Genomic DNA, 19142 nt, shown 5'->3' on the forward strand with positions numbered 1-19142 from the left:
TACCGTAGCCGGAATGGACCTGTTCCCGACGGCCACGACGGCCGACGAAAGCGCCCGCGGCGCCGAGGTCGCGGTGCTGCCCGTCGGCAGTTTCGAACAGCACGGAGCGCATCTCCCGCTCGCCACCGACGCCCTGATCGCGACGACGATCGCCGGCGCCCTCGCCGCGGCGTACCCGGTGCTCCGGCTCCCGCCGATCACCATCGGCTGCTCGCACGAACACGCGGACTGGGCGGGCACGGTCAGCGTTTCGGCCGCGACCCTGTACGCCGTGGTGAACGACGTCGCGGCCTCGCTGCGCCGGTCCGGCGTGCCGAAACTGGTGCTGGTGAACGCGCACGGCGGCAACTACGTGCTGTCCAACGTCGTCCAGGAGTCGACGTCGCCGATGGCGCTCTTCCCCGGCGTCGAAGGCTGGCAGGCGGCGCACGACGCGGCCGGGCTGGAGACGTCGCTGGACAGCGACATGCACGCCGGCGAGCTGGAGACCTCCCTCCTGCTGCACGCGCATCCCTCGCTGGTCCGGCCCGGTTTCGCCGAGACGGATCACCTCGCCGACGACAGGCGGCACCTGCTCACGGTGGGCCTGCGCCCGTATTCGGAATCCGGGGTCGTCGGGCGGCCTTCGCTCGCGACGGCGGAGAAGGGGCGGCTGGTGCTGGAGTCACTGGTGGAGAGCTTCAGCGACACCCTGGCCGCTCTCGGCTGACTCGATCAGGTCCAGATGCGGCAGGAAGTGGTGCATCCGCTCCTGTTTCGTCCGCAGGTACCGCAGGTTCTCGTCGTTCGGCGTGACCAGCAGCGGCACCCGTTCGCTGATCCGCACCCCGTGCCGTTTCAGCTGGTCGACCTTCGCCGGGTTGTTGGACAGCAACCGCACCGACCGCACCCCGAGGTCGTTCAGGATCTCCGCCGCGGCACGGTAGTCGCGCGCGTCCACCGGCAGGCCCAGTGCGATGTTCGCTTCGACGGTGTCGAGCCCCTCTTCCTGTAGCCGCATCGCCTTCAGCTTCGCGAGCAGACCGATCCCGCGTCCTTCATGCCCTTGGGCGTACACGAGGACTCCGGCCCCCTCGTCGACGATCGCCTGCAGCGCGGCGGCCAGCTGGTCGCCGCATTCGCAGTGCATCGAGCTGAAGACGTCACCGGTGAGGCACTCCGAATGGACCCGCGCCAGCGTGCCGGAGGTCGCGACGTCGCCGTGCACCAGCGCCATCTGTTCGGTGCCGTCGGCGTCCAGATACCCATACGCGCGGAAGACGCCGTATCGGGTGGGCAGCCTGGTCTCCACGACCCTCTCGACGGTCATCGGGTTCCTCCTCTGTTCGGTGACTCCTGACGGAACGCGCGAGCAGGACGCCCGCACCGGGAAGGCTGGAGAAGAGCGCGAGCACGCCGTAGACGACGGCCACGGTGACGCCCTGCGCCGAACCGAGTCCCGCCGCGCCGAACAACAGCGCGCAAACCCCTTCGCGCGGGCCCCAGCCGCCGATGTTCAGCGGCAGGCCCATCGCGAGCAGGGCGAGGATCATCAACGGCAACAGCTCGCCGGCCGGCGCGGTGACCCCGGCCGCGCGCGCGGCGACGACGAACAGCGCGAGATGCCCGGCCAGGGTGGCGGCCGAAAGCAGGCTCACGCCGGGCCAGGTCTCCTTGGTCAGCAGACCGAGCCGGACGTCGGCGAGGGTGACGGCGAAGCCGCGGCGCCACTTCGATCCACTGTGGATCCACCGCTTCCCGGCCGTCAGCCCGGTGACGATCAGGGTGAGCGCGAGGGCGACCACCACGATCCCGGCGCCCGTGACGATTCCGCCGATCGGCGGAGGCACCACGGAAGGCACGCTGAGCACGACGGCGACCGAAGCGCCGATGACCGCGATCTGCCCGGCCGTGCGCTCCAGCACCACCGCGCGGACACCGCGCGGGACGTCACCGGTTTCGCGGCCGTGCTGCACGGCCCGGTTGACGTCGCCGAGGACGCCCGCCGGCAGGACACCGTTGAGGAACAACGCGCGGTAGTACTCGCCGACGGCGCTCGGCAGCGACAACCGCAGGCTGAGCCGCCGTGCGACCAGGCACCAGCGCCAGGCGCTGAAAACCGTGGTGGCGAAACCGATCCCGAGCGCGGCGGCGATCCCGCCCGCGTCGACCTCGCGCAGCCCGGCCAGGAACGCGCCGGTGCCCAGTTGCCAGACGAGCACCCCGAGGATGCCGAGCGCGCCGAGGATCCGAAGCCACGGCCAGAACCGTTTCACACGGGCACCACCAGCAGATCTTCGTGCTGGATCACCGCGTCCAGCTCGCCCGCCGCGCACTGCGCGAGCCGCCACCGCAGATAGGCGTCCCCGTCCGCCGCCAGCTCCGGCCGCTGTTCGCAGGCGGCGCCGACCCAGCCGGTGAGCCATTCCGCGGTCAGCGCGGCCTGGTCGGCCCCGAGCCGCCACGGGCTGGGAGCGCGCCGCACGGTGGCGCCGAGCCGTTCGAAGACGCCGAAAGCGACGTCCACCGCGTCCGGACCGAGCAGCCACCGCCCGTCGGTCACCCGGCGCTGATGCGCGTTGAAGGCGTCGGAGATCTCGATGTCGAACTTGTCCTTGGGAGACAGCACCACCCGGCCCGAAACGCTCAGCGTGAACAGGACCGCGCAGCCCGCTTCGACGCAAGCCTCCGCCAGCCGGGACATCTCCTCGGCGGTGAGCAGGTCGAGCAGCGCCGACGCCGCCACGAGCGAGGTCCCGGCGAGATCCTCCGCGCGCAACCCGGTGATGTCACGCTGTTCGGTGACGACCGTGACCTCGCTGCCGTCCAAAGCGTGGTCCGGACGGCTGGTGCGCGCCTGCGCGTGGGCGAGCAGATCGGCGTCGCGGTCGTGCAGGATCCAGCGCTGGCGGCCGGGCAGCCGCCTGGCCAGCCAGCGGCCGAGCGAGCCGGTGCCGCAACCCAGATCCCGGATAACGACCTCGTCCTGCCCGCACAGGAACGCACGCACCGGCTCGATCAGCTCGGTCGCGCGGGCGGCGGCGTCGGCGTCCTCACGCAACTGGAGCCAGCTGGGGGCGTACTTGGTCATGCCGCCGTCCTTTCGCTCAGCAGTACGGCGGCGACCCCGCGGGCCGTCTCGTCCCAGCCGGTCAGCGTCTCGCGACGAAGACGGGCGGAGGCACGAAGGCGGTCACGCAGTTCAGGTTCGGTGAGCCAGCGGCGGAGGGCGGCGGCCAGCGCTTCGACGTCCTCGCCGGGGACGAGCATCCCGGGCACACTGCCGTCGGACGCCTGGCCGAGGGTGTCCGGCAGCGCGTCGACGGCGGTCGCCAGCACGGGAACGCCGTGGGCGAGCGCTTCGGTGACGACCATGCCGTAGGTCTCCGCGCGCGACGGCAGCACAAGAAGGTCTGCGGCCGCGTACGTCGCTTCGAGCGCTTCGCCGGATCGCGGGCCGGTGAGAGTGAACCGGTCGCCGAGCGTGTGTCGCCGCAGGCGCTCGACGTAGCGGGTCTCGCGGGGAATGGCGCCGACGCACTCACAGGTCCAGGGCAGGTCCTTGAGCGACTTCAACGCGTCCGCGAGCAGGCCCTGTCCCTTGCGCGGCGTCACGTTGGCGACGCAGACCAGCCGAGTCCCGTCCAGGCTCCCGGAGGCGACTTCGGCCCGGTCGACCCCGGGCGGCACCACGTGCACGCGGTGCGGGGCGAGGTCGTGGTGCTCGATCAGCCGTCGCGCCGCCCAGGCGCTGGTCACGACCACGGCCTCGACCGCGGCGAGCGTCTCGCGTTCCAACCGGTCCAGCTCGGCGGCGAGTGACGGCGACAGCCCTGTTTCGTCGGCCAGCGGCAGATGCACCAGCACCGCGATCGACAGCCGCCGCGCGGCGGGCGCGATCACCTCGGGCACCCCGCAGGCGACCAGCCCGTCGAGCAGGACGGCCGATCCGTCGGGCAGTCCGGCGAGTTTCCGCGCCAGCACGGTGCGTGCCTCGGTGTCGGGCCGCGGCCAGTTCCCGCGCACGGCGATCTCGTGGACCTCCGTCCCCGCCGCGACGAGACCGTCGCACAGCCGCCGGTCGTAGACGTTGCCGCCGCTGGGCGCGCTCACGTCGTCGATGTCGTTGGGCAGGACGACGTGGAGGCCGCTCACAGCGCGCGCTCGTAACTCGCCCACGCGATGTGGGACTCGTGCAGCGAGACGGTGAGGCTTTCGAGCCCGCGCGCCCCCTCCCCGAGCGCTCCCGTGTGGACGCGGTCGGCGAGCCTGTCCGCGATGACCTTCGCGAGGAACTCGGTCGAGGTGTTGATCCCGGCGAACTCGGGCACGTCGTCGAGGTTGCGGTAGTTCAGGTCGGCGAGCACCGCTTTGAGCTCTTCGGTCGCCTTCCCGATGTCGACGACGATGTTGTCGGCGTCCAGTTCGGACCGGCGGAACGTCGCGTCCACCAGGAAGGTCGCGCCGTGCAGCCGCTGCGCGGGGCCGAAGACCTCGCCGCGGAAGCTGTGGGCGACCATGACGTGGTCGCGGACGGTGATACTGAACAACGGACCTCCTGCGGTCGTGCCCTTAGCGCGTGTCCTCCAACTGATAGGTCACACGGAGGCAGAGCGTTCCTGGTTCATTCGCGGCCAGACGCGGCAAGACGTCCGGTAGTTCGTCGAACCGGCATTCCTCGCTGACCAGCACCTTAAAGACGGGGTCCGACAAAATCCGCAAAGCGAGCGCCAAGCGGTCGGCGTAGCTCCGGTTCAGCCGCCGGGACGGCGAGACCATGCCGACCTGGCTGCTGCGGATCGTCAGCCGCCGCGAATGGAAGTTCTCGCCCAGCGGCACGCTGACGCGGCGGTCGCCGTACCAGCTCAGCTCGATGACCTCGCCCTCCGGCGCGAGCAGCTCCAGCGACCGCGCGAGCCCCGCCTCGCTCGCGCTCGCGTGCACGACGAGATCGCAGTCTCCCAGCGCGTCCTCCGGTGTCGAGAAGTCGACACCGAGCGCTTCGGCGATCTTCGCCCGCTCCGGATCGACGTCGATCAGCTGGACCCTGGTCGCCGGGAACCCGGCCAGCAGCTTCGCGACGCTGCTGCCGACCATGCCGGCACCGACCACGGCGATCCGGTCGCCGAGTTTCGGCGACGCGTCCCAGACGGCGTTGACCGCGGTCTCGATCGTCCCCGCGAGGATCGCGCGCTCCGGCGGGACCCCGGGCGGCACCGGCGTGACGGCCGACGCCGGGACGACGTACCGCGTCTGGTGCGGGTAGAGGCAGAAGACGACCTGCCCGACCAGGTCTTGTGGACCACGTTCGACCACGCCGACATTGAGGTATCCGTACTTCACGGGGCCCGGGAAGTCGCCCTCCTGGAACGGCGCGCGCATGGCCGCGCGTTGACTCGGCGGGACCTCGCCGCGGAAGACGAGCGTCTCGGTGCCCCGGCTCACGCCCGTGCACAGGGTGCGGACCAGCACCTCGCCGTCGCCGACCGGAGGGAGCGAGACCGGCCTGAGCTCACCGTCACCGGAACCACTGAACCAGAAGGCGCGTTCCATCGTGTCCTCTCATGTCGGACCCTGGAAGCGGGGTCACCGCCACCATAACGAGGAGGCCTCGTGATCAACCCCGGAGTTTTCCTGGGGGTCCTCGTCCAGCTGGCGCTGCTGGGGACGCTGGACGCCGTCGCCGGGCTGGGCCCGCTGGGCTGGCTCGCCGGAGCGGCCTACGGCCTCGCCGTGGGCGGATTCCTGACCTACGGCCTGAACCGGAGCACCGCGCGCTCCCTCGGCCCGGCCGACGCCGTCACGCTCGCCCGGTCGGGGCTGGTCGGCTGCGTGACCGCGCTCGTCGTCGACACCGCGGGCCGGGAGATCGTCGCGATGGTCGTCCTCGCGTCGGTCGCGCTCGCCCTGGACGCCGTCGACGGCCAGGTCGCCCGCCGCACCGGGACGGCGTCGCCGCTGGGCGCGCGGTTCGACATGGAGGTCGACGCGTATCTGATCCTGATCCTGAGCGTGGTCGTCGCGCAGGTGCTGGGCCCGTGGGTGCTCACGATCGGCGCGATGCGCTACGTCTTCGTCGTCGCGGGCAGGCTGTGGCCGTGGCTGAACACGCCGCTTCCGCCGAGCATGGCGCGCAAGACGGTCGCGGCGGTCCAGGGGATCGTGCTGGTCGTGGCCGCGTCGGCGATCCTGCCGCTCTGGGCCGGTTTCATGGTCACGCTGGGCGCGCTGGCGCTGCTGGCCTGGTCGTTCGGGCGCGACACGTGGTGGCTGCTGGAGCAGCACGCCTTCACCGCCGCGCCGGCCTGATCACGCGTACTGCGCTTCGCCGTTCCCGATCGACCAGTCGACCGGATTGTTCTCGGTGATCGTGACGAGCACGTTCCGCGGCTCGGTCCCCGCGTACTCCTCGGCGAGCTCCGCGATCCGCCGGTAGAGGGCCTTCTTCTGCTCGTCGGTGCGCCCCTGCCGCATGGTGATCGCGACGAAGACGACCCCTTCGTCGCGGTGGATCCCCAGGTAGTCGTCGTATTTCAGGGTGTTCTGGCCGTTGAGGACCTGGAAGCGGTCATCGTCCGGGATGCCGAGCGTTTCGACCATCGCGTCGTGGACCGCGTTGCCGAGGGATTCGAGCTTGCCGGTCCCGATGGCGTCGATGCGGACGAAGGGCATGTCAGTTCTCCTTGGTGGCGAGCAGGCCGAGGGCGCCGTCGACGGCTTTCGCGAACACGTCCGGGGAGCCCGCGGCGCGGGCGAGGATGTAGCCGCCCTGCAGCGCCGCGACCAGCGCGGTCGCCGTGGCGAGCGGGTCGAGCGACCGGTCGAGTTCACCGGCCGCGCGGCCCTCTTCGAGCAGCTCGGCGATGCGACCGGTGAGCCAGCCGAAGAACTCCTCGACCGGCTTTCGGAGCTCCGCGTCGGCCATCACGTCGGGATCCTGGGCGAGCCTGCCGACCGGACACCCCTTGAGCACGGCGCGTTCGCGGCGCAGGTAGACGGTGAGGCGCTCGATGGGCGAGCCTGGGCCGGAGAACTCGGCCTCCGCCCTGGCGCGCAGATCGTCGGCGCTGCGGGCGATCGCGGCGAGCGCGAGTTCGGACTTGCCCTGGAAGTGGTGGTACATGCTGCCCTGGCCGGCGCCGGAACGCTCCTGGATCGCCTTCGGGCTGGTGCCGACGTAGCCGCGCTCCCACAGGAGCTCGCGGGTGCTCTCGATGAGTTTCTCCCTCTTGTCCACGTCGTGACCGTACATACTAGTAGGTACAACTCTCAAGGGGGAGCAAGGGACCTTTGCTACCACTTTCGCGAGAACCCGCAGGTCAGGGCCCACGTCTCCGCATTTAGCCGACCAACTTGCGTCCCCTGCGAGGGCCGACGGCCGCGAAGGCCTCCTTCCCTACCCTCAAAGTAGGCAAGGGGGCCTTCACGTACCTCAAAGCGTTTAGTCGACTAAATGCGCCTCAAGACCGCGAGTCCTGCCCGAACCGCTCCCACTCCCGGCCCCAGGCCGCCCACCGCGCCCGGTTCAGCAGGCACCGCGCGAGCACATACCCCGCCGCCAGCAGCGTCACCGCCGCCAGCCACACCCCCACCCCGACGCCGATCCCCGCGCTGGTCGCGTCCAGCGGCATCACCGGCGGCTCGACCACGGCGCCGGACTCGTCGAGCCATACGGTCACCGCGTCCCCGGCCGACGCACCGAGATCGGCGGCGACACGCGCCTCCTGAAAGTCCCCATCCGGCAACGCCCACCGCGCAGCCACCGAAGCCGTCTCCGCGGAGGGCATCCCGTCGACGCCGATACGGGCCGGCGGAGCGTCCTCAAGCAGGAACGCGGTCGTCGAGTGCCGCGAAGCCGTCTCCAGCGCCGAACGCTCCATCATGGCCGCGTAGGTCTCCGAACCGGCCGCCGCGGCCAGCGGCACACCGAGCAGCGCGATCAGGACACCGAAGACGAGGATCGCCGCCTCGACCCGGTCCGAGCCGCGGGCGAGCGGATTCCGGCCGAGGTGGATCCGGCGCCACAGGTACACGAGCGACACGACGGACCTCCTTCACCGGGTAAGCCTGCGCCGGAGAAAGCCGTCGCGACAGGAGGCTTTGGTCCCGCATCCGGTACCACGTCCACAGTGGCCGCCCGGTTCATCGCACGACGTGTTCGTACGCGCGCTTCAAGTCGTCGACCCGGCCCGGCGGCGCGACCAGGGGCCCCTTCGCCCAATCGCAGCCGAGTTCGTGCAGGACCTCCAGCTGCCGCGCGGTTTCGACCCCTTCGGCGACCACCACGAGGTCGACGGCGTGCGCCATCGCCATGATCCCGGCGACGATCGGCTCGGCGTCGCTCGACCTGCCGAGATCGGCCACGAACGACCGGTCGATCTCGATCACGTTCAGATCCAGGCGGCACAGCTGGGCGAGCGAGGAATACCCGGCGCCGAACCGTTCCGCGGTCACGCGCACGCCGGTCTTCCGCAGCGCGTCGACCGCGTCGGCCGCGTCCTTCAGGGCCGTCTCGTCGACGTCGAGGCACAGGTCCTGCGGCCCCAGCCCAGCGGCCTCCAAGGTTGTCTGAACCACTTGCAGCAAGGCGGGATCGCCCAGTTGGCGGACCGAAAGACTCACATTCACATTACAGTGCACACCATGATCGGCACGCCATCGAGAGATCTCGCGGGCGGCCTTGGCGAGGACCTCCGCCCCGATGACCGTCATGAGATCGCCTTCGTCGGCGATCTCCGCCAATTCCGCCGGATCGATCGGCCCGCGTTCCGGGTGCGCCCAACGGGACTTCGCCTTCACCGCGACCATGGCACCGGTCCGCAAATCGACGACGGGCTGATAAACGGTCTCGACCAGGCCTTCGGCGACGGCGTTGCGCAGATCCTGCTCCAACGCGAATCGGTCTTGTACTCGTTTCCGCATGATCGGCGCATAGAACGCATATCGGCCGGGCCCGAATGTCTTTGCCTGATACATCGCCAGATCGGCGTCTTCCAGCAATTCGTCGGCACTGCGCTGATCGCCCGGTTCGGCGATCACTATTCCAATACTCGTATTTATATGCAGTTCGCGGCCGTGCACGGTGAGCGATTCGGCGAGCCGCCGCTGGAGGTGGTCGGCCAGCGCCCGCACTTCGGCGGCTTCGGTATAACCGGTGGTGATGACCAGGAACTCGTCCCCGCCGAGCCGTCCGACCAGGTCCGAAGGCCCGGCGGCGGCCCGCAGCCGGTCTCCGATGATGCGCAGCACCTGGTCGCCGACGGTATGACCGAGCGAATCGTTGATGATCTTGAACTTGTCGAGGTCGATGAACATCACGGTGGTCGTCCGCGCCGGATCGGCGATCGTGCGGCGCAGGTGGTTCAGCGCGAGCGTGCGGTTCGCGAGCCTGGTCAGCGGGTCGTGGGTCGCCTCGTAGGCCAGCCGTTCACTGATCGCCCGCCGCTCGGTGATGTCGGCGAAGGACGTCAGCACCGAGGGCACGCTCTGCCCCGGCGCCATCAGCGGGCCGGAGGTCAGCGAGAGCCATCGATGGGCGCCGTCGCGCCGCCGCACCTGCACGACCCTCCCGGTCTCGACCTTCCCGGAACGCCGCACGCGCGCGGACGGCAGATCGTCGACGGGCACCGGGGCGCCGTGCTCGTCGTGCAGCCGCAACGTCCGGCTCTCCAGGCCCACCAGGGATCCCGGCGGCACGCCGGCGATGCGATGCGCCGCGGAGTTCGCCAGTTCGATCCGTCCGCCGGGGCCGACCAGCAGCACTCCTTCGTCGAGCGTCTCGACGACGGTGGCGAATTCGGCCTCGGCCCGGCGCTGCGCGGTCTCGTCGGCGCACAGCAGCACGTAACCGTCGAACATCTCGGCCGCCGAGACCCGCACCGCCAGCGCCGTTCCGTCGGCGCTGTAGTGCGTGGCCTGCATGACACCGCCCGCGGCGACGACCTGCCGGGGGCTCATCGGCGCGCCGACGACCTCGGCCACCGGAACCCCGATGACCTGGTCGAGATCGTGGCCGTAGACGGCCTCGGCCGCCGGATTCCAGCTGGTCACCAGCCCGTCGGGAGAGGTCGCGATGATCGCGTCGCTCGCGTGGCCGACCAGCGCGGCCTGAAACCGCAGACCGGCCTCGGCCGCCTTCTGCGTGGTCAGGTCGCGCATGATCACCTGGTACGCGGGTTCGCCCTCCCACGTCGTGAGCACCGCCTGCGATTCGACGGTGACCCGCCTGCCCTGCAGGGTCCGCAGTGTCATCTCCGTCGGCTCGCTGAACGACCCCGGCGAGACCAGCGAGCCGATCCGCGCCAGCAGCGCGTCCTGCGAGCCGGCGTCGACCAGATCCGTGATGTGCATCCCGATGATCTCGGTCGACACCGTCGCGCCGACGAAGCGCATCGTGGCCGAGTTCACGAAGACGACTTTGCCCCGCTGATGGACACAGATCCCGTAAGGGCTCGCCTCCACCATCGTGAGGTATTGCGTTCCCAATGCGCCGCCGTCGGAATTTTGCTCCAAAAGGCGGTACCCCTCACCGAGAAAGGCGAGCGCGGGTTCGCCGCGCTGATCCCTCTCGACGGACAACTCGGTCAGCAGACGGACGAGCGACGCGTGCCGGCCGGGTTTTCCCACCGTGCGGGTCGCGGTGCCGTTCGCTGGCGAGGAATCCTGATCCGAGGGCCGGTGGGTGTCGGGAGTCCCACCGTCGAGATCGTCAGGATCCATCTGATCCAAACCCCCTACTCGACTGATGTAGCTTCCGATTAGATCACTAAATCGACGTAGCCGTCCTCCCCGGACAGCTGATCGGCGCGGCTATTCCACCCCAGCGTTGACTGAATGTAGTTGAAGGGAAACACGTGCGGAGCAAAACAGACATCTGCGGCATCGGCGCCGTAACCGCCTACGGCTGGGGGCGCGAATCACTGTGGGAGGGCCTGGCGAGCGGCGTCCCCTGCGCCCAATTCGCCGAAGGCTTCGGGGAAACCCCGGATCAGCCGGGCTGGGTCGCCCACGTCCCCGAGGGCGGCCGGGCCAGGGACGGCAGCCTGCACGCGCGCGCCCTGCTCGCCGCGGCACGGGAAGCGATCGAAGACGCCGGCGCGCGGGGCTGGACGCCGGGACGCCGGGTCGGCGTCATCTCCGGCGGCGTCCGCGAGGACCTGCGCACCTGGGACCGGCTCACCGAGATGGGCGAGCAGCTCATGTACCGGCGCGAATTCATCGGCATGATGCCCTCCACCCCGATCGCGACGCTCATGTCGGAGTTCGGTTTCCACGGCCCTTCCATGGCCACCTCCGCCATGTGCGCGACCGGCAGCGCCGCGGTGCTCACCGCGAAGATGTGGCTGGACGCCGGCATGGCCGACGACGTGGTCGTGGTCACCACGGATCTGTCCGCGACCAGGCCGATGGTGCGCAACTTCGTGCACTGCGGGGTGGCGGTCACCGACGTGCCTCCGCTCGACGCGTGCCGTCCTTTCCAAGAGGGCACAAGGGGTTTCACCTTCTCCGAGGCCGCGGTCGCGGTGGTGCTGACCCAGCGGAAGACCGAGTCGTACGCGACGCTGCGAGGCGGCGCCATGACCCACGAGGCGCACAACGCGATGGCGCTCGACCCCGATCCGTCGAACGCCATCGCGGCGGTGACCGGCGCGCTGGAGAACGCGAACGCGGCGCCGTCCGACGTCCGCTACCTGAACGCGCACGGGACGGGCACGAAACTCTGCCACCGCACGGAATCCCGGATCCTCGAAGCGGTCTTTCCCAAGGAGACCGAGATCTACTCGATCAAACCGCTGACCGGGCACAGCCAGTCGGGCAGCGCGCTGACGGAGATCGCGACGATCTGCCTCGCGGCCGAGCGGGATCTGGTCCCGGCGCCGAAACCGGTGGCGGACGGGCATTCGCAGCTGATGGACGGGCCGTCCCGGCCGGAAAGCGGGCTGACCGTCAAGACGTCGATCGGGATGGGCGGTTACGTCGCGGCTGTCGTGCTGGAGAACGCCTAGCGACCAATTCGATAACACACGGTCCCACCACCGTCACGAGCTGTCATCATATGGCGACGAGTACTCAGCACGGAGGCGACCATGGGCCCGCGAACGGCGACCGACAACCTTGTCCACAACTACCTGTTCCTGCGGCGTGCCATCGGTTTCCTCGGAACCGGACTGCCCTTCGTGCTGATCTTCGGGAAGCTGATCGTCGACGGCGGCGGCCTGCTCAACTCGATCAGCGGGTACTACTACTCGGGAATGCGGGACGTGTGGGTCGGCGTCATGTGCGCCATCGGTGTCTTCCTGTTGTCGTATCGGGGTTACGGCCGGGTCGACGACGTCGCCGGGAACATCGCGGCCGTGGCCGCCGTCGGGGTGGCGCTCTTCCCCACGACACCGGCGAACGGCGACCGTACGGACGAGATCATCGGTCTCCTGCATCTCGGTTTCGCCGCGGTCTTCTTCCTCACCTTGGCGTTCTTCTGCATCGTGCTGTTCACCAAGTCGGACAAGGAGATCCCCGGCGGCCGCAAATCCGAGCGGAACCGGCTGTACGTCGCTTCCGGCGTGATCATGCTGGTGTGCCTGGCGTTGATCGTGCTGTGCGGGCTGGTCTTCGACGAGCTGACGAGGGATCTGTACCCGGCGCTGTGGCTGGAGTCGATCGCGATCCTCGCGTTCGGTGTCGCGTGGCTCACCAAGGGCGGAACGCTGCTGCCGGACAAGCCGGTGACGGCGGGGACCCGGGTGACCGCCTGACCTGCGCCGCCGAAGGTAAAGGAACCTTTGCCCTCGGCCGGGTCGTTGACGCCGTATGACCGATCGCATCGCATTCCGCCTCGGCCGCCGCGACCTGCTGGTGGTCGCGGGGATTCCCGGGGCCGGCAAGACCACCCTGCTGTCCCGGGCGGCGACCGGCGCCATACCGGTGCTCGACTCCGATCAGGTCCGCGCGCGGCTGCGCGAACGGCTGCCGCCCGCGCTGCCGTACCGGTTCTACCGGCCGGTGGTCCACCTCTGGCATCGCGCGCGGGTCGTCCGGTTCGCGCTGGCCGACGGCGGCCCGCTCATCGTGCACGAGCCCTCGACCCGGGCGACGACCCGCGGCCTGCTGGCCCTGCTCGGCCGGGTGAGCCGCCGCCCGGTCCGGCTGCTGTGGCTCGACGTCACCCCGGAGGACGCCCGCGCGGGCCAGGTCGCGCGCGGGCGCGTCATCCGGCGGCACTCCTTCGCCCGCCACGTCAAAAGGGCCGAGAAGGTGCGCCGGGCCCTGCGCGACGGCTGGGTGCCGTCCGGCTGGCGCGGCGCGCGGATGGTGACCCGCGAGGCCACCGGGGTGCTGCGTTTCGTCACCGAGGAGGAGCCGGGGAGAGACCGCTCAGGCGACGTCCGGCTCCTTCGCGTCGAGCGGCCCGCCGCACCCGCCGTCCGCGCCGGCTAGCGGCTCCGGCTCGGGTTCTTCCGCCGGCACGGGGCGATTCGGGTGCGGGTTCAACGGCGTCCAGCGGATTCGTACCGGCATCGTCGTCCGTCCTTTCCCTCTTCACCGGAATACGGACGCGCCGGGCGATCGGTTCAGATACCCACGTAGTTCTCGGCGAAGAAGTCTTGGTGCGCGCGGGAAACCCGCAGGCTCTCCAGCCGCGCGTCGCGCAGTGCCCGCTGGAAGACGGCCTCGTCGTCGTAGCCGGCGGGGCCGTGCAGGAGGTTGATCATCCAAAGGGAGAACTCCTGCGCGCGCCAGATCCGGGGCAGGCAGTCGGCGGAGTAGCGCTCGAGTGCCGTCGTGTCGCTCTCGACGAGGGCATCGATCAACGCGTGCGCGAGGATCTCGGCCTCCATCAACGCGAGATTCGCGCCCTTAGCCGCGGCCGGGCTGATCAGGCTCGCCGCGTCGCCCGCGAGGAACAGGTTCCCCCGCTGGATCGTGTCCATCACCCGCGACGCCAAGTCCACGATCCGGCGCTCGATGATGGCGCCGCGTTTGAGCTCGCCGTAGCGGTCGGCCCGCATCCGCAGCTGCAGTTCGTCCCAGATCCGGTCGTCTCCCCAGTTCTCCGGATCCTCGCCGCGCGGTAGTTCGAGGTAATACCGTGTCACCGTCGGCGTCCTGGCCATATGCCCGGCGAATCCGTGTTCGTGGATCGCGTAGCCGATCGCGGACATGCTCGGCGGTGCCTCGGCGAGGATCGCGAGCCAGGAGACATCGTGGTCCCGCCGGAAGACCCGCGCGGGCACGGATCTCAGCGAGATCCCGCGCCTGCCGTCGCAACCGGCGATGTACTTGGCACGCAAGAGAAGGTCGTCGGCGATGACCGTCGCGTCCATCCCGGACACCGAGCTGACCTCGGCCCCGAACCTGATCTCCCCGCCTCGGGCGAGGAATTCCGCGATCAGGTCGGTGACCAGGAACTGTTGCGGGTAGACCGTGTGCACCTCGCCGTTCCCGAGTTCACTGTACTTGAGCTCGAATTCGGCCTGATCATTACGAAAGGCACAGGTGTCGTGCCTCAGGCCCTTTTCGAGCAGCCCTTCGGCGAGCCCGTTCTCCGTGAGCACGCGGACACTGTTCGCGGCCAGAAAACCCGCCCTGGCCCGGTTTTCGACATGCTCCCGGCTCCGGCGCTCCAGGATCACGCAGTCGATTCCGGCGGCCCGCAACAGGTTTCCCAGCACGAGCCCCGCCGGACCAGCCCCCACGATCAGTACGTCGGCATCGATCTTCCCCACGAAAGCCCCCAGTACCTTCGCCCGCCCCAGTGCGGTCCAAGGTACACAAAACGCCGTGGCGTCGTGGGTGTTCAGTCCTTCCGAGCGCGCGCCCTCGCCCTGCGTTTCCCCTCGTGCATCGCCACGACACGGGCGATCGGGATCGTGTGTCCCTGCTCGACGAGATCGGCGGGCAGTGTCTGCGGCTCAGGCATCGACTCGGCCCACGGATCCTTGTCCCCCAGGAGCCGCGGCGCCGTGTGGACGGTGAAATCGGCGGGAACCACGTTTTCGAGCTCCGCCCAGGCCACCGGGAACGACACCGTCAGCCCCGGCCGCAAGCGGGGGCTGTACGCCGCCGCGACCGTGTTCCCGCCCGCGCGGGTCGAATCGAGGAAGACCTTTCCCTCGCGGTCTTCCACGATGTACGCGGTCGTCGCGACCGCCGGGTCGACCTGTTCCGCGCGGGCGGCGAGGGCGCGGGTCGCGGCCGCGACGTCCTCGAAGCCTTGTCCCGGCGTCAGCGGGACGAAGATGTGCACGCCCTTGGAACCACTGGTCTTCACCGCTCCGGCGAGACCGGAGTCGGCGAGAGCCTGCCGCACCAGCATCGCGGCCTTCACGACATGGGCGAAATCGTCCCCGGCGGGCGGGTCGAGGTCCAGCACCAGATGGGTCGGACCCGCGTCGGCGTCCGTGGTCATCAAGGTCGGGTGGTATTCGACGGCGCGCTGGTTCGCGAACCACAGCAGCGTCCGGCGGTCGTCGCAGAGCGCGTACGACACCTGCCGTTTCGACGTCTCCGCCCACATCCCGTACCGCTTCACCCAGCCGGGCGTGTATTTGGGCAGGTTCTTCTGCATGAACGGGTCCTGGCCGCGGAGGATGCGGATGACCGAAAGCGGCCTGTTCTCGAGGACCGGGAGCAGGCGGCTCGCGACGGCGTCCAGATAGTCCACCAGGTCACGCTTGGTCGCACCCTCGAACAACGGCTGGTCGAGGTTGGTCAGCTTGACGCCGTCGCGCTCCTCATCGCTCATGAGGTGAGCGTGGCACAAAAAATCTCGTGAGTGGTAGTGACGGCCTCACTACCACTCACGAGAGTCGATACCTAGCTGATGTTGGCGTCGATGCAGGCGTAGAACGCGTTCGCCGTGTCGTAGACGTTCCAGCGGGCGAGGATCTTGTGCCGCCCGCTCTGCTGCAGGTTCACGCTGTGGGTGACCGTGGCACCCGGCTGCGCGCCGCCGTCGTTGAAGCTGGCGACCTTGGCGCCGTCGACGAAGTACTCCCAGGTGCTGGTGCGGTGGCGAGCCGTCAGCGTCCACCGGAACGTGGTGGTACGGCCGAGGGAATGCACCTTCCAGCCCTTGCTGTCGTCGTTGAGGTCCGCGAAACGGCCGACGCCGCCGTTACAGCTCATGAGCCCCTTGGGGCCCTCGACGCTTTGCGGCTCCCATTTGATCGAGCCACAGGAAACGGTGTTCTGCGCGCACTGCGCCTGCCTGCTCGCAGGCGAGGAGACGTAACCGTGCGCGTTGGCGGTGCCCGCCGGGATCGCGACCAGGGCCGCCGGCACCATCGCCGCACCGGCCGCCAGGGTCAAAAGCCGTCGTTTGAAGCTCATGCCTACCCCTTTCCCATCTCTACACCCACCGCGGACTCGAGATTCCTGGGTCACAGCGAGCGAAATACCAATGAAGGTCGGGACACATCCGCCGAAACGCCGAGCGAGCGAATGTGGTCTAGACCATAATTGGTTCAGACGACTCGGTCAAGAGTAACCAACCGGGCACTTGGAGTCGTGAAGATCGAACAGGGGTTGTCAAGCCGGACGTTCAGCCCGCACCCAAACAGACGAACGGTCGCCGGAACGGATCAACGGCGATGGTGTCCGCCAACGCCGTCGCCGGCCCGGCCCCTTCGGCGAGTCCGCGGTGGTAATCGTCCATCGCGGCCGCCGCGGCCTCGTCACCGACTCGGCTCAACGGCGCGATCACCGTGCGCGAACCGCTCGCGAGCAACGCGCTGGCGAAACCGAGGACCTCGTCGCCGGGCCGGATCCGGTTCAGCGCCAGTTCACAGGCCGCGAAGACGACTTGTGCCGGAGGCTGCGCGAGCCCGGCCATCTCGTGCGCGAAGAGCGCGCCGTCGGCCAGTTCCAGCCGGGAGAACAGGGCGTTCTCGGGTTCGTGCGCGCCGTGCGCGGCGATATGCGCGAGCTTCGCGCCGTCCAGCGCGCGCAGGACGGAGGACACGGTCGCGTCGGCTCCGGCCAGCGTATGCGCGGCCCGGTAATGCGTGGCGAGCTTGTCCAGTTCACCCCTGGTCCCGACGAGGCCGGGCCCGCGGACCAGGACTACCTTCCGCGCGCGGGGCATCGCCGACCGCTCCGCGCCCAGCCACGCCGTCGCCGAGGGAGCCACGACGATCGGCCGCGACCGCAGCGTCGGCAGCACTCCCCAGGGAACGGCGAACAGCGGTCCGGTCGGCACGACGACCAGGCCGCGGCCGCCGAGCAGCGCTTCGAGCGGCCGGATCAGCTGGCCGTCCAGCCGTTCGGCCTGTTTGCGCGCCGAAGCGAGCACCGACTGGACCAGCGGCGCCGGCAACCTGTCCGGAGCGAGGGCGTCGAGATCGACGTTCAGCATCCGCGCGGACTCCGCCGCCAGCTCGGCCGAACCGAGCCGTACCAGGTCGCACCGCCCGCCGACGACGACCATCGCCACCAGGTCGTCGTCCGACGACGCGAAACTCACCAGCGCGCGTTCGCCCAGCTCGTCGGCCACCTCCGCGAGCCGCGCGACCGGTCGCGGCCTGCCCCAGCGACCGGTATGCCAGCCGAGCCGATGCGCCTCGCGCAACCGCTCGGCGTGTTTGGAACGCAAGACCGCCGTCGGATGCCCGTCGTGCTGCGCCTGGTGGATCGCCTGATCGAGCCCCCGGACCTCGCCGACCCGCTCCGCGAGCTCCGGATCGGCCGCCACAACAGGTTCGTACCGGTAACTCTGGGCGCGGGTCCGCTCCGTCCAGCCGAACAACCGGGCCGCGTCGGCGCGCTCCAGCACGATCTTGACGGCCAGATCCGCCAGCTCCCGGCCGTGCAACGCCGTCCCGGACACCAGCTCGATACCGCCCATCCGATCGCGAACGCGGTCGAGCTCGGTGAGCCCGGCCCGGATCTCGGCCAGCGCCCTGCTCTTGTCCCCCTCGGCCACCGCGAGTTCCGCACGGCAAAGCCTGCGCAACATCCGGTAATCGACGGAGGTCAGCCGCCCCGGCCGCGGAATCCGCTCGAGCAACTCGGCGGCACGCTTGCGTTTTCCCTTGCGCAGCTCGACCCGGACGGCCAGCATCCGCGCCAGCGCCGCCTGGTCGGCGAGCCTCGGCATCGGCATCCCGTTCGCCGCGCGCAGCGCGCGAGACGTCAAGGTCGGCGGGATCACGTTGGTGCGCAAGGCCTCCTGGACGTCGGCGCGGAGGCCGACGATGGTCGCGTTGGCGACGCAGGTCTGGCAGCCCCAGCGGAGTGTGCGACGCCTGGCCGAAGCGGCATATGTCCGCGCAAGCTCCAGGTCATCGGTCATCAACGCGGCGGTCGCGCGGAACAGCTCAACCCCGCCCAGATCCCTTGTGATGCTCCGCTGCTCCAGCATGACCGGCAGGATCTCGTCGAGATGCACCCCGGCCTCCTCGGCCAGACCCGCGGTCAACAGCGCTTCGGCACGCTCCCACCTCAGCAGCGGCGGGATGTCCAGGTCGAGCGAGCGGTAGATCCTCTCGCTCTCGTCGTAAAGCCGCAGCGCGGCGGGAACGTTTCCGACCCGGAGCTCCAGCGTGCCCAGCGGACGGCGGGCGTCCGCCGCCTGTGCCCGAAGACCGTTCCGTTCCGCGAGTTCCACCGCGCTGGCGAGATCTCGCCTTGCCCGGCGGATGTCGCCCAGCCTCGTGTAAGCGAGTCCTCGAGTGGTCAAGGTGCCCAGGTAGGGATCGAGCGCCCCGGAGGGATCCTTTTCCATGGCGAGCGCGGCCTCTTTGTGCGCCAGCGACGAATCGAAGTACGCCGTGCTTTCCTCGTTCCGCCCCACCGCCATGAGCAGGAGTCCGTAATTGTGGTCGAGCTGGCCGCGCAACTCCGCATAAAGCCTGGGATCGTCCACCGCTTTCAGCAGCAGCCGGACGTCGTCCAGACCGGCGAGGCCGGAAGCGACGCCCCCGCTGGTCTCCGACCCCACAGTCGCGATACTGGAGGCCAGCCGGATGCGGGCGGCGAGCCAGTCGTGCCTCATTCGCTCGGCGACCGGATGGACCGAATCGAGCAAGGCCATACCCCGGCGAAGCAGAAGAATTCCTTCGCGTTGACGGGCCGAACACGCGGCGTCGATACCGGCGCGCTGGAGTTCGCGCGCTTTGCGAATGACCTCGGCTTGATCGAGCTGTATTACCGCCACTGATCTATGA

The 19142-nt window shown here is 69.6% G+C and carries 19 protein-coding genes and 1 pseudogene; 6 read left to right on the top strand and 14 right to left on the bottom strand.

Going from position 1 to position 19142, the window contains the following annotated elements; genetic code table 11:
* Positions 1-13: 13 nt before the first annotated feature.
* The gene (locus tag H4W30_RS34415) at positions 14-709 is read left to right on the top strand and encodes a creatininase family protein (protein ID WP_192746381.1); all 696 of its coding nucleotides are present in this window, start codon (positions 14-16) and stop codon (positions 707-709) included.
* Here H4W30_RS34415 and ribA read toward each other — a convergent pair.
* The 6 genes and pseudogenes from ribA to H4W30_RS34445 form a co-directional block, all read right to left on the bottom strand.
* Positions 665-1249 (bottom strand): annotated as a pseudogene (ribA, locus tag H4W30_RS34420) (GTP cyclohydrolase II); the annotation flags it as partial. The gene H4W30_RS34415 and the pseudogene ribA overlap by 45 nt on opposite strands.
* On the bottom strand, positions 1143-2255 hold the full coding sequence (locus H4W30_RS34425) for a lysylphosphatidylglycerol synthase transmembrane domain-containing protein (RefSeq protein ID WP_378234875.1): 1113 nt from the start codon (positions 2253-2255) through the stop codon (positions 1143-1145). The gene H4W30_RS34425 and the pseudogene ribA, both read right to left, overlap by 107 nt.
* On the bottom strand, positions 2252-3070 hold the full coding sequence (locus H4W30_RS34430; protein ID WP_192746383.1) for a methyltransferase domain-containing protein: 819 nt from the start codon (positions 3068-3070) through the stop codon (positions 2252-2254). The genes H4W30_RS34425 and H4W30_RS34430 overlap by 4 nt, the downstream gene beginning before the upstream one ends.
* Positions 3067-4134, bottom strand: coding sequence for a glycosyltransferase family 4 protein (locus H4W30_RS34435; RefSeq protein WP_192746384.1), 1068 nt, complete (start codon positions 4132-4134; stop codon positions 3067-3069). Before H4W30_RS34435 ends, H4W30_RS34430 begins: the two co-directional genes overlap by 4 nt.
* A complete protein-coding gene (locus tag H4W30_RS34440; RefSeq protein WP_034317770.1) occupies positions 4131-4529 on the bottom strand; it encodes a 6-pyruvoyl trahydropterin synthase family protein in 399 nt (132 codons plus the stop codon). The genes H4W30_RS34435 and H4W30_RS34440 overlap by 4 nt, the downstream gene beginning before the upstream one ends.
* 22 nt (positions 4530-4551) lie before the next feature.
* The gene (locus H4W30_RS34445) at positions 4552-5532 is read right to left on the bottom strand and encodes a zinc-dependent alcohol dehydrogenase (protein WP_192746385.1); all 981 of its coding nucleotides are present in this window, start codon (positions 5530-5532) and stop codon (positions 4552-4554) included.
* 60 nt (positions 5533-5592) lie between these two features.
* Between H4W30_RS34445 and H4W30_RS34450 the strand changes: the two genes are divergently transcribed.
* Positions 5593-6288 carry a CDP-alcohol phosphatidyltransferase family protein gene (locus tag H4W30_RS34450; RefSeq protein WP_192746386.1) on the top strand — a complete coding sequence of 232 codons (696 nt, stop codon included), beginning with the start codon at positions 5593-5595 and terminating at the stop codon, positions 6286-6288.
* On the opposite strand, the gene H4W30_RS34455 is transcribed toward H4W30_RS34450, so the two are convergent.
* The 4 genes from H4W30_RS34455 to H4W30_RS34470 form a co-directional block, all read right to left on the bottom strand.
* Entirely contained in the window at positions 6289-6651 is a 363-nt protein-coding gene (locus tag H4W30_RS34455; RefSeq protein ID WP_192746387.1) for a tautomerase family protein, read from the bottom strand. It abuts the gene before it with no gap.
* 1 nt (position 6652) lies between these two features.
* Positions 6653-7216 carry a TetR/AcrR family transcriptional regulator gene (locus H4W30_RS34460; protein ID WP_192746388.1) on the bottom strand — a complete coding sequence of 188 codons (564 nt, stop codon included), beginning with the start codon at positions 7214-7216 and terminating at the stop codon, positions 6653-6655.
* Between the two features lie 223 nt (positions 7217-7439).
* Entirely contained in the window at positions 7440-8021 is a 582-nt protein-coding gene (locus H4W30_RS34465; RefSeq protein WP_192746389.1) for an Rv1733c family protein, read from the bottom strand.
* A 100-nt stretch (positions 8022-8121) separates the two neighbouring features.
* Positions 8122-10698: a sensor domain-containing protein gene (locus H4W30_RS34470; RefSeq protein WP_192746390.1), complete on the bottom strand. Its 2577-nt coding sequence runs from the start codon at positions 10696-10698 to the stop codon at positions 8122-8124.
* A 134-nt stretch (positions 10699-10832) separates the two neighbouring features.
* Here H4W30_RS34470 and H4W30_RS34475 point away from each other — a divergent pair, with 134 nt between their 5' ends.
* The 3 genes from H4W30_RS34475 to H4W30_RS34485 all read left to right on the top strand — a co-directional run bounded on the left by H4W30_RS34475 (position 10833) and on the right by H4W30_RS34485 (position 13413).
* The gene (locus tag H4W30_RS34475; RefSeq protein ID WP_192746391.1) at positions 10833-11984 is read left to right on the top strand and encodes a beta-ketoacyl synthase N-terminal-like domain-containing protein; all 1152 of its coding nucleotides are present in this window, start codon (positions 10833-10835) and stop codon (positions 11982-11984) included.
* An 81-nt stretch (positions 11985-12065) separates the two neighbouring features.
* Positions 12066-12731, top strand: coding sequence for a DUF998 domain-containing protein (locus H4W30_RS34480; protein WP_192746392.1), 666 nt, complete (start codon positions 12066-12068; stop codon positions 12729-12731).
* Positions 12732-12786: 55 nt separating this feature from the next.
* Complete coding sequence (locus H4W30_RS34485; protein WP_192746393.1) at positions 12787-13413, top strand: AAA family ATPase; 627 nt, start codon at positions 12787-12789, stop codon at positions 13411-13413.
* A 134-nt stretch (positions 13414-13547) separates the two neighbouring features.
* On the opposite strand, the gene H4W30_RS34490 is transcribed toward H4W30_RS34485, so the two are convergent.
* From H4W30_RS34490 to H4W30_RS34505, 4 genes are all read right to left on the bottom strand, one after another.
* Positions 13548-14702 carry a 4-hydroxybenzoate 3-monooxygenase gene (locus H4W30_RS34490; protein ID WP_192746394.1) on the bottom strand — a complete coding sequence of 385 codons (1155 nt, stop codon included), beginning with the start codon at positions 14700-14702 and terminating at the stop codon, positions 13548-13550.
* Between the two features lie 71 nt (positions 14703-14773).
* Complete coding sequence (locus tag H4W30_RS34495; RefSeq protein WP_192746395.1) at positions 14774-15721, bottom strand: DNA polymerase domain-containing protein; 948 nt, start codon at positions 15719-15721, stop codon at positions 14774-14776.
* Positions 15722-15792: 71 nt separating this feature from the next.
* Positions 15793-16308 (bottom strand): lytic polysaccharide monooxygenase auxiliary activity family 9 protein, encoded by a 516-nt coding sequence (locus H4W30_RS34500; protein WP_034317732.1) that lies wholly within the window; start codon positions 16306-16308, stop codon positions 15793-15795.
* A 211-nt stretch (positions 16309-16519) separates the two neighbouring features.
* Positions 16520-18970 (bottom strand): CHAT domain-containing protein, encoded by a 2451-nt coding sequence (locus tag H4W30_RS34505; protein ID WP_378234876.1) that lies wholly within the window; start codon positions 18968-18970, stop codon positions 16520-16522.
* Here H4W30_RS34505 and H4W30_RS43965 point away from each other — a divergent pair.
* Complete coding sequence (locus H4W30_RS43965; RefSeq protein ID WP_225950757.1) at positions 18962-19135, top strand: hypothetical protein; 174 nt, start codon at positions 18962-18964, stop codon at positions 19133-19135. The two genes, H4W30_RS34505 and H4W30_RS43965, sit on opposite strands and share 9 nt — an antisense overlap.
* The last annotated feature ends 7 nt before the right edge of the window (positions 19136-19142 follow it).

The organism is Amycolatopsis roodepoortensis (assembly GCF_014873915.1).
In the GTDB taxonomy this organism is placed as follows: Bacteria; Actinomycetota; Actinomycetes; order Mycobacteriales; family Pseudonocardiaceae; genus Amycolatopsis; species Amycolatopsis roodepoortensis.

What these genes read in the sequence shown, in the direction of transcription:
- H4W30_RS34455 (WP_192746387.1), bottom strand. Translation starts at nt 6,651, where the DNA reads ATGCCCTTCGTCCGCATCGACGCCATCGGGACCGGCAAGCTCGAATCC.
- H4W30_RS34415 (WP_192746381.1), top strand. Translation starts at nt 14, where the DNA reads ATGGACCTGTTCCCGACGGCCACGACGGCCGACGAAAGCGCCCGCGGC.
- H4W30_RS34495 (WP_192746395.1), bottom strand. Translation starts at nt 15,721, where the DNA reads ATGAGCGATGAGGAGCGCGACGGCGTCAAGCTGACCAACCTCGACCAG.
- H4W30_RS34480 (WP_192746392.1), top strand. Translation starts at nt 12,066, where the DNA reads ATGGGCCCGCGAACGGCGACCGACAACCTTGTCCACAACTACCTGTTC.
- H4W30_RS34445 (WP_192746385.1), bottom strand. Translation starts at nt 5,532, where the DNA reads ATGGAACGCGCCTTCTGGTTCAGTGGTTCCGGTGACGGTGAGCTCAGG.
- H4W30_RS34500 (WP_034317732.1), bottom strand. Translation starts at nt 16,308, where the DNA reads ATGAGCTTCAAACGACGGCTTTTGACCCTGGCGGCCGGTGCGGCGATG.
- H4W30_RS34505 (WP_378234876.1), bottom strand. Translation starts at nt 18,970, where the DNA reads ATGAGGCACGACTGGCTCGCCGCCCGCATCCGGCTGGCCTCCAGTATC.
- H4W30_RS34485 (WP_192746393.1), top strand. Translation starts at nt 12,787, where the DNA reads ATGACCGATCGCATCGCATTCCGCCTCGGCCGCCGCGACCTGCTGGTG.
- H4W30_RS34430 (WP_192746383.1), bottom strand. Translation starts at nt 3,070, where the DNA reads ATGACCAAGTACGCCCCCAGCTGGCTCCAGTTGCGTGAGGACGCCGAC.
- H4W30_RS34470 (WP_192746390.1), bottom strand. Translation starts at nt 10,698, where the DNA reads ATGGATCCTGACGATCTCGACGGTGGGACTCCCGACACCCACCGGCCC.